7 protein-coding genes are annotated in these 9,607 nt (G+C 47.3%); 3 read left to right on the top strand and 4 right to left on the bottom strand.

Features of this window, described 5'->3' with window-relative positions:
* Positions 1 to 75 precede the first annotated feature (75 nt).
* Entirely contained in the window at positions 76 to 1,617 is a 1,542-nt protein-coding gene (locus BIZ37_RS06460) for a bifunctional UDP-sugar hydrolase/5'-nucleotidase (protein WP_187460793.1), read from the bottom strand.
* Positions 1,618 to 1,880: 263 nt separating this feature from the next.
* Between BIZ37_RS06460 and BIZ37_RS06465 the strand changes: the two genes are divergently transcribed.
* Positions 1,881 to 2,984, top strand: a complete 1,104-nt coding sequence (locus BIZ37_RS06465; RefSeq protein WP_187460794.1) for an IS1 family transposase — start codon at positions 1,881 to 1,883, stop codon at positions 2,982 to 2,984.
* Positions 2,985 to 3,023: 39 nt separating this feature from the next.
* Here the strand turns inward: BIZ37_RS06465 and BIZ37_RS06470 are convergent, their stop codons facing one another.
* Positions 3,024 to 4,871 carry an ABC transporter ATP-binding protein gene (locus BIZ37_RS06470; RefSeq protein ID WP_187460795.1) on the bottom strand — a complete coding sequence of 616 codons (1,848 nt, stop codon included), beginning with the start codon at positions 4,869 to 4,871 and terminating at the stop codon, positions 3,024 to 3,026.
* 346 nt (positions 4,872 to 5,217) lie between these two features.
* On the opposite strand from BIZ37_RS06470, the gene BIZ37_RS06475 reads away from it, so the two are divergent.
* Positions 5,218 to 5,625, top strand: a complete 408-nt coding sequence (locus BIZ37_RS06475; protein WP_187460796.1) for a GNAT family N-acetyltransferase — start codon at positions 5,218 to 5,220, stop codon at positions 5,623 to 5,625.
* 113 nt (positions 5,626 to 5,738) lie between these two features.
* On the top strand, positions 5,739 to 6,602 hold the full coding sequence (locus BIZ37_RS06480) for an SMP-30/gluconolactonase/LRE family protein (RefSeq protein ID WP_187460797.1): 864 nt from the start codon (positions 5,739 to 5,741) through the stop codon (positions 6,600 to 6,602).
* A 69-nt stretch (positions 6,603 to 6,671) separates the two neighbouring features.
* On the opposite strand, the gene BIZ37_RS06485 is transcribed toward BIZ37_RS06480, so the two are convergent.
* Positions 6,672 to 7,892, bottom strand: coding sequence for a response regulator (locus BIZ37_RS06485; protein ID WP_187460798.1), 1,221 nt, complete (start codon positions 7,890 to 7,892; stop codon positions 6,672 to 6,674).
* A gap of 540 nt (positions 7,893 to 8,432) precedes the next feature.
* Positions 8,433 to 9,536 (bottom strand): M20 family metallopeptidase, encoded by a 1,104-nt coding sequence (locus BIZ37_RS06490; protein WP_187460799.1) that lies wholly within the window; start codon positions 9,534 to 9,536, stop codon positions 8,433 to 8,435.
* Between the last annotated feature and the right edge of the window lie 71 nt (positions 9,537 to 9,607).

Genomic DNA, 9,607 nt, shown 5'->3' on the forward strand with positions numbered 1-9,607 from the left:
GTAGAAGCCCTGTATGGATAAATAAGTACCATACAGGGCTATGATTAAAATGCTTTAATCTCTTTTATAGAGGTATTATTGTGCGATATCTATGATGCGAACTTCATTGATATTTTCAAAAGCATTTTTACTTGCTAGAAAACGCTTTACAGTATCGTGTAGTGGTTCGTCTGGAATGTTGATGCGATCTGTACCTTCGGTAAATGCGCTAAACCCGTCTCCACCATCAGCCAGGAAGTTGTTGGTAGCAACGTGGTATACGCGCTCTGGCTGTAACTTATCACCATTCAAGGTTGCGCTGGTAATTCGTTCACCTACTGGACGCGATGAATCATACTCGTAGTAGAAGCCAGTAGATGTTTGCATGACACCGTTAGTTAGTCCCGCTGCATGCTCAAGCAACGTTTCAATTTGCTTGCCCGTTAGTTTTAGGAATACTGGGTAGTTAGGAAATGGTAGGGCATCAATCAGATCACCGTAACTCATTTCACCAGCATTGATATCCTCACGAATACCGCCACTGTTGGTGAAGGCTAATTCTGCGTCTTTGAAGGTTGCAAGGATACTGTCTGCAACTAAATTACCTAGCTTCGACGATTCTCCATAGGCTCGGGTTAGTGCTTCTGGAGCCGTCGTGATTTGCTCATCCGTGATAGCTGCTGCGTATTGGTTCCATTTGTTTATTGATGCTTGTACTTCGGCTTTCGGTGTCCACTCGTCAGCCCAAATGGACTGAAGATTAAAGTCGTAACCACGGATTTGGCGTTTGTCTTCATCAAAGTCAATCACTAGCTTGCCCACATTGATCCCATATCCATCGGTAGACAAAATTAATGTGTCATTGACTTGGATTGGTTCGGGTGTTCCAACATGTGCATGCCCCGTGATTAAGAGATCCAGCCCTTCGACCTGCTTAACTGTTTCGATATCTTTATCTAGTGCACGTCTTACATCCGTTGCCCCAGAGCTTGACTGGCGGGCAGGTGTACCTTGGTGGATTAGGGCCACGGTAATGTCAACTTGCGGCTTTATTACATCAATGTATTTCTGCAGGAAGGCAACTTCGTCTCTTGCTTCGATGTTTTGGCGCATTTCAGCTGCAACAGTATCATCAAAGGCAAAGACGCCATGCAGGCCAATAATACCTAGCTTAATACCATCACGCTCGATAATGGTGAAGGGCTTGTCCCAGAACAGCTTGTCAGAGCCTTCGAAAAACACATTGCCAAGCAGTACTTCAAAATTGGCTTTTGACAATTGGACAAGGGTGTTGTCCCAACCGTAATCAAATTCGTGGTTGCCAATAGAAACTGCATCGTAGCCCATGTTGTTCATGATATCGATGATAGCTTCGCCTTTGGTTAGGCTATCGATTGTTGAACCTGAAAAGTAGTCACCGGCATCTAGGAAAACAGAAGTCGGGTTCTTAGCTTTCTCTTGCTCTACATAGGCAGCGATATTGGCAAAACCGCCGACCTCGCGATTTTCATCGATGTAACGGGCAATGAAAGGATCTGCTTTAGAATGGATATCGTTGGTGTAAAGGATGGTGAGATCTTTTGCCATTAACGGTAGCGCTGTACAGGCAAGCAATGAAGCGATCAGGGTCTTTCTCATGGTCTTAACTCGTCAGTGTTGGGGCTGGCGGTAAAATAGGGGAGGGGGAGCTTGATAAAGGCGATGCAGATCACATAAATTTCGCCAATACTCAATAATATTGTCAAATTTACAGAAAGTGTTGCCAATTGCGTGATTTAAACGTTTGCAAAACCAGTTCCTGCCCCAACCTCGGTGTGAGTGGCTCTCCCGACTACGAGTACGATACTTATAATTTGGGCTTTAGAGCGCTTCACTGCCTGCGTTGTGGAGCTAATCCTCCCATGCTGGATAACGATAGTTTCAATATGATGGTTGATTACTGGCAGGAAGTGATTGGCAATACGACTGGGAGGTGGTGCCCCAGGTGTGGAAATGACCAAAACAAAAGATTTGGTTTTACCAAGACACAAGCGCAGCGTTTTCGTTGTAAACATTGTGGTGTGACATTTACCAAGAAAGCCCTTTCCCAACAAGCTACAGATAGGTGTGCAGAATTGTTGCTGTGGCTGGAAAGCCATCGCGAGAAAAAGCCCGAAACGGTACTTGGCTTGTCGGCAACTCAGATTGACCGCTGTTTTGATGCTTTGCAGCAGGAAGCTATTTCACATCTCGTCTTGCAACCCGTAGAAGAACGGGTCGCTACCATTACCTACCGAATGCCTTTCAAAGGAGGGTGGTGCTGGATAATGATAAGTTGCGGCCTAGGCAGTGGTCGAGTGTTGTGGCTAACGCCAATGTGTATTCCGCTCTGTTTACCTGAAGCTGGCCGCTATTCTGCTTTGACGATGGCAGATAGAGATATCCCTAGTGACATTTCCGGTATTGATTTGGCTGTATTTAAAGAGAATCAGTTTATCCTGCGGTCTCAATTTGACCGCTTGAATATTGGTGAGTGCCACTCTGCTTCAAAGCGTTATACGTTTGCCTTACCTGTTCTAACGGCCCATACGCACTTCAACCTGCTTTATAAGCTTGGCCATGGTCAAAGCCTGCATTCCCTCGAGCATGAAGTATTCTTGCGGGGAGCTTGTATTACGCAATTTTCCGATGCTGTAAAAAACAGGAATACGGCTTTGTATTACTTTGTTGGTCGGCCAAAAGGGCAGGAAAAGCTAAAGCGGACTCAGCGAGTAGGCTGGTGGAAAAACTTATGGCGTGAATATTGTACTGAAGACGGCAAGAAGTTTGCGGTCTCTTTATTGTGCGGAAAGGAGCTGAGCTCTCAAGAACAAGTACAAGATATCTCATTGCAGGTGGCACAAGATTTTGTTGATTTCATAAAGCCTTATCAATCAGTACTCGGAAAAATGGTACTCCACCGAGCAGTATGCTTGTTGAGCTTTTTAGCGGTGAGGTTTAATGAAATGAGGCAGGGTGGGAAGTAAACAGCCTAGCAAATGCTAGGCTGTTGATTGAAAGTGTGGTTAGGCTTGTTTCAGCTCGACCTCGTCGGCAATGAAACCACCGGTTTGGTGCTCCCAGAGCTGGGCGTAGATACCGTCATGATCGAGCAGTTCCTGATGGGTGCCCTGCTCAACGACTTCGCCCTTATCAAGAACGATCAGGCGGTCCATTGCAGCGATAGTCGACAGGCGGTGGGCAATGGCAATTACCGTTTTACCTTCCATCAACTGGTACAGGCTTTCCTGGATTGCAGCTTCGACTTCTGAGTCAAGCGCCGAGGTTGCCTCGTCAAGGATCAAGATCGGTGCATCTTTTAGCAGCACACGGGAGATGGCAATACGCTGGCGCTGGCCACCTGACAATTTCACACCGCGCTCACCGACCTGTGCATCGTAACCAACGTTGCCATGGGGATCGCTCAGTGTTTCGATAAACTCATGGGCGTGGGCCTGCTTGGTGGCGCTGAGCAACTCCTCTTCAGTCGCATCTGGGCGGCCGTAGAGGATGTTTTCCCTGATCGAACGGTGCAGCAAAGATGTATCCTGGGTCACCATGCCGATTTGGCCGCGAAGAGAATCCTGGGTTACGTCGGAAATCTTCTGGCCATCAATTTTGATCGCTCCAGCTTCCACATCATGAAAGCGCATTAGCAGGTTAACCAAGGTGGACTTGCCCGCTCCGGAGCGGCCAATCAGGCCAATCTTCTCACCCGGTTTGATGTTCAGGTTGAGCTTTTCGATCACCCCTTTCTGTTCGCCGTAGTGGAAGCTGACATCACTGAATTCGATACCACCTTTTTCAACCTTCAAATCCGGCGCGCTAGGCTTATCCTGGATATCGACAGGTTTGGATAGGGTTTTCATCCCATCAACCACGGTGCCGAGGTTTTCAAACAGGCTACCGACCTCCCACATGATCCATTTGGACATGCCGTTGATACGAAGTGCCAAGCTGACTGCAATCGCGATAGCTCCGATGGAAATAGCGGCACTCGACCAAAGCCAGATAGACATGCCGGCAATAATGAAAACCAGCAGGTAGTTGATGGCTTCTACCGAGATGTTAAAGCCTGTGACGAATCGCATCTGGCGGTATACGGTGTCCATAAAGCCGCTCATGCCCTGCTCGGCATATTCGGTTTCGCGGTTAGTGTGCGAGAACAGCTTTACGGTAGAGATGTTGGTATAGCTGTCAACAATGCGGCCGGTCATCATTGAGCGGGCATCGGCTTGTTCGGTAGCAACCGCTTTTAGCTTGGGGACGAAGTACAATTGAATGCCGACATAAGCCGCCAGCCACAGCAGCATCGGAATCATCAAACGGGCATCTGACTGACCAATCATTACCACCATAGAAGTAAAATAGACGGTGATGTAGACCAGTACATCAAGCAGTTTCATCACCGTTTCCCTGACGGCTAGGGAGGTTTGCATGACCTTGGTTGCAATGCGCCCGGCAAATTCATCCTGGTAGAAAGAGACACTCTGACGCAGCAGGTAGCGGTGCGCTAACCAGCGGATCGACATTGGGTAGTTGCCCAGCAGGGTCTGGTGAACAACCAAAGAGTGAAGGGTGATAAGGATCGGGACGACGATCACCACCAATAACCCCATGCCCAGCAACTTGCCGCCCTCTTCGGCCCAGAAGGTATCTGGGTTATGTTCGGCCAGCCAGTCTACAAGCTGGCCCATGAAACCAAAGAGAGAGACTTCAACAATGGCAATCAGTGCACTGAGCACCGACATAGCCAGTAAGGGGAGTTCAAAACCGCGGGTATAGTGGCGGCAGAAGGCGAACAGTCCTTTGGGTGGCTGCTCTGGCTCGTGTGGCGGAAAGGCCTGTGCGAGCTTTTCGAAACGTTTGTACATATATTGATGGTTCCAGTCTGGCAGATGTGTTTGGCAAAATAGCACTATCGAAGGCTAAAGCCCGGAAAGCTATGACTTGATGCGAACAGCATGTGAGGCATAGGGGGAAGTGAAACCGGAGCGTTATCCCGACAGGAAAAAGAAATGTGTTGGAGTAAAACTCACGTCTGAGTTTACACATTATGGTTGCAGATTGTACATTTCTGCAACTAAGAGGTTAAGACATAATTGTGCATCAATCTTGCCTGATTCTACTTTTATCCTCGTTTGTTTTTTCTTTCGGGATGAGCGTTGGCAAGTATACAGAGTCAAAGGTTCTGTTATGAGGGATTAGGTAGATATCATTGTGAACATTACAGAAATAACAGCGGAAGAAACATTACCTATTCGACACCGGGTACTGTGGCCCAATGAGAGTGTTGAATTTTGCCGGGTGCCAGATGATGCGGATGGCCTGCATTATGGTGTTTACCATGATGGGGCGTTGGTCTGTGTGGCATCGGTGTTTGTTTCGGGTGAGAAGGCTAGGCTACGCAAGTTTGCCACACAGCCTGAGTACCAAGGCCAAGGAATAGGATCTTCGATGATTGAACATATTCTAAAAGCACTGAAAGAAAAAGGTGTGAGCCTTTTTTGGTGCGACGCCCGGGAAACGGCTGGTGGTTTTTACCGTCGATTTGGTATGGCACCAGAAGGTGAGCGGTTTTACAAAGGCGATGTCCCGTATTTCAAGATGGCAATGCGCTTGACATAAATACAAGTTAGGCTGGATGTTACCGGTAACGAGTGGTTTAATGGCAGGATTGCCAAGGTACCTATTACGCTTAAGGCAAGCGAACGGAAAATAAAAAGTTAGCAGGAAGAACAATGAAAGAAAGTCAGCAATTGAACCTCGAATTTTCCCCTTTGGTGGAGCAGGGCTTTGACCTGGCCGAATGCCCTCGTTGGGACTGGCGCCAGCAAGCCTGGTGCTGGGTAAATATCCCTGCCGGTGAGTTATGGCGCTTGAAAGATGGTCAAGCCGAGTCTCGCCAGTGGGATGACATGCTTGGCTGTGCGGCAATGTGGGGTGAAGATGGTTTTGTACTCGGAACAAAATCTGGCGTATACCTGCTGGAAAGTTGGGATGCGGAACGTCAGCAAATTGCCCCGCTGGAGAAAACCCACCCAAGAATGCGCTTCAATGATGGCCGTGCTGCGCCGGGTGGCCGTTTCATGGCCGGCACGCGCAACGGTGCCAAAGAAGGTGATCAGGGCCAGTTCCATCAGTTGATGGCGGGCGGCAAATTGGAAAAGATGCCGATGTTTGCCTGGACATGCAACGGCTTGGCATTCTCGCCTTGTGGCAAGATATTGTATTGGGCGGATACAGGCTCTAGCTTGGTTTACCGTGCGGACTACAACCCTGAAACCGGTGAATACGGCGAAAGCACCGTGTTCTGCGATTTGACAGATTTTGATGGCCGCCCTGATGGCGCCAGCGTCGACAGCGAAGGGGCTTACTGGGTGGCAATGTACAGCGGTAAGTCGGTGGTTCGTATTGGTACTGATGGGGTAGTGACCCACGTGATCCCAGTCCCTGCCGACAACCCGACAATGGTCGCACTGGGAGGCGAGAAAGGTAACCAACTCGTGGTCACTAGCGCTGAGGGTAGCAATGGCCCGGGCCGCGTATTGACGGCCCTTGTTGACTGGCAAGGCGTTGAAGAGCCGCTAGTCACCGTGCTGTAAGCGCAACGGGTTCTCCATCATTATAAAAAAGGGCGTAAGCTTTTGGGGTTACAGCGTAGTTATGTTCGCTTATTCCACCACAAGGCAGTTGCGCCCTTCTTCTTTTGCCTGATACAAGCAGTTATCAGCGCGTCGGATCAATGAGTGAATGTCACTCTCCGCATGAGTCACCCCCATACTGATGGTGTACTTGATGGTATTGCCAAGGATGGTTAACTCAGAGCTAGCAATTTCCTCAATCATTCTGTTTAACCTTTGGACGAAAATCTCTGGGGAATTACCGAACAGAATGCAGAACTCTTCACCACCGAAACGAGCCACCAAAGCATCAGGGAAGTAGACCTGTAAGGTGTTCGCCAACTCAATCAGTACCATGTCACCGATATGGTGACCATAGTTGTCGTTGAGATGTTTGAAGTTATCAATATCGAGCAGGGCAAGGCATCGCGGTCCGTTATTTTTCTTCACCAATTGGTGATTGAAGAAATAACGGCGGTTCCATGATTGAGTGAGGTAATCACGGTTAGCGAGCAGGTAAAGGTTACGTTCTGAGTCAAGGATGTTTAGGGTGCTATGCAACCGGCAGTAGAACTCTTCCTGATTAAAGGGTTTTTTGAGAAAATCGTTGGCACCTGCTTTGAGGAACTTTGCGGTAAGGGCTGGCTCTTCACTGGCTGATAGACCAATGACAGCAAGTTGGCCTGGACGAAAACGCTTTCTGAGTTCTTTGATCAGGCTAACGCCATCGCGTTCCGGCATCGAGTAGTCGGTAATAACCAGAGAGATTGATTTATGCTTGTTGATCATTTCCAGCGCTTGTTCGCCATTTTTGGCCTCTAGCACGGTGAGATATTGCCTTTCCAGCAAGCTACGGATGTATTTTCGTGCAGTGACTGAATCATCAACAACCAAGGCAGTATGGTCATTGTTGCGCTCCAGGCGCTGCAGGATGGGAATAATGCTAGATATACAGGTTGGGCTGTCTTTTGGAATGTAATCAATAACCGTTTTTGCTAGAACTTTTTCACGGGTCATTTCATCCATAAGTGCCGTCAAAACAATGACTTTTATCCCAACCGATAAACACACATCGATAATCTCACCGTCTTGGCCATCCGGCAAGCAATAGTCGAGAATGGCGCAGAGAAAATCTGTGCTGTTGTCCAAAACAGCTTCAGCTTCAGCGATGGAGTTGGCAATGACCGGGGTATAGCCTGCTTGTCTTAGTTCACTTTCAATAACTCGACGGAATGGGCGGCTATCCTCGACGACCAAAATTTTTTGTTCCATCACTCAAACCCTGTAGCTGTCTATTATTATGCTTGTTTATAAGGCGCAGTATTATGAGCTATTTTATTTTGAGATACAATTAACACATTCTTTTGTTTGCAGAAATACAATTACTTGTCTGTTTCGGCGACATTAGAGTACTGATGAAAATCAACCAGCCATTACTTTTTACTGAATAGTTATTCTGATAATGGAGATGTGAAATTTTTAAAGTGGTGTTATCTTACTGATGTGCAATCAAGTTTTGTTACTATCCCATTAGCAGAGAAGAAGTTATTTCTTAAGAAAAATGTAAAAGCACAATCTTGATGGTTTTCTAATGAGGGGGATTAACCCCTTAGAGTCATTAAGGCACTCAATTAGGGAAAAATAAAGCCTTAATGCGTTCAGGCATTATTTATCTCTTTTATCTTTTTTCAAGTAATAAACTGGTAACTTATTTTTCATTACAGCTATGATACTTTTCTTTTGCTAACGACACTGAGAAATTCGGAAGTGAAAATGGGCAATCTCACAAGGTGGCTTGCCCATTATTAGTGTTTATTGTCCTAAGTTGTAGTGCCCGAGGATAGCAGTGACCTCTTTTATCCGCCGCTCAAAACTGCTCTTTGATGCCCGCTCGTGTTCGGTATGATCACCATCACCAAAAGGACCAAACCCATCCAAAGTCGGGACGCCAGCTCCCGCCATAATATTGGCGTCGCTGACCCCGCCTCGCTGTTCTGTTTTCAATTCATAGCCCAAAATAGCAGTAATTTTTTCAAGTAATGCCCGCTGTTCTGGGGTGGGGGTCATGACATCCCGTTGCAATCCACCCTCAATGTTTGCAGTTACCCCTTCTATGCCATGCTGGTGGATCAGTTCAGGGATGGCACCCAGCACTCTTTGCTGTTCTTCTGACTGGGTAAAGCGTGCTTCAACCATTAATTCAGCATGGGGGGAAATCGTATTGGTACTGATACCACCTTTGATTTTACCGACATTGACGGTTGTTCCCTGCGAAATGTTTGTTAATTCATCTAAAGCAATCAGCAATTTGGCAGCTGCAAGATTGGCATTTTTACCCAGATGGTAGTTATTGCCGGCGTGGGCTGCGACACCAGTAAGCCCTATTTTGTATGTAGCGACCCCTTTGCGACCGACGACGACTTCGTGATCAGGGCCAGCGGCCTCGAAATCTATACAGGCGGAATATTGATGGGCAATTTGGCGGGTAACAAATTTACTGTCATCGCTGCCAGTCTCTTCATCACTGACCAGCAACACATCGATGTTACAGATTTGACCATGTTGCTGGTGTAGGTTTCTAAGAGCGCTCAATGCAACGAAATTGCCGCCTTTCATATCACAGGTGCCTGGTCCGTAGACCCACTCATCGTCCTCAGAGAAGTCTTCAAATATTCCCGGTGGGAATACAGTGTCGAGGTGGCCGAGTAGTAAGATTTTGGGTGCGTTATTTTGCTGTGGTGTCGTGAACAGTAAATGGTTTCCCACATTTTCTCGCTGGAACACTTCCACATTGAAACCAAGTGGTTTTAACCAGTTTTTCATGGTCTGACCACTTAGATCTACGCCTTCTTTGTTCCCTGTCCAGCTGTTTATTTCAACAATAGTTTTTAAGTCAGTGAAATCGATAGGTTTCATAATTTGATTCCTTGCACAGCTTTAGTGTTTTTTCTGCGCTGTTTGAGTGAAAGTTCCACATAGCTCACTGT

Source organism: Photobacterium sp. BZF1 (genome assembly GCF_014349205.1).
GTDB lineage: Bacteria > Pseudomonadota > Gammaproteobacteria > Enterobacterales > Vibrionaceae > Photobacterium.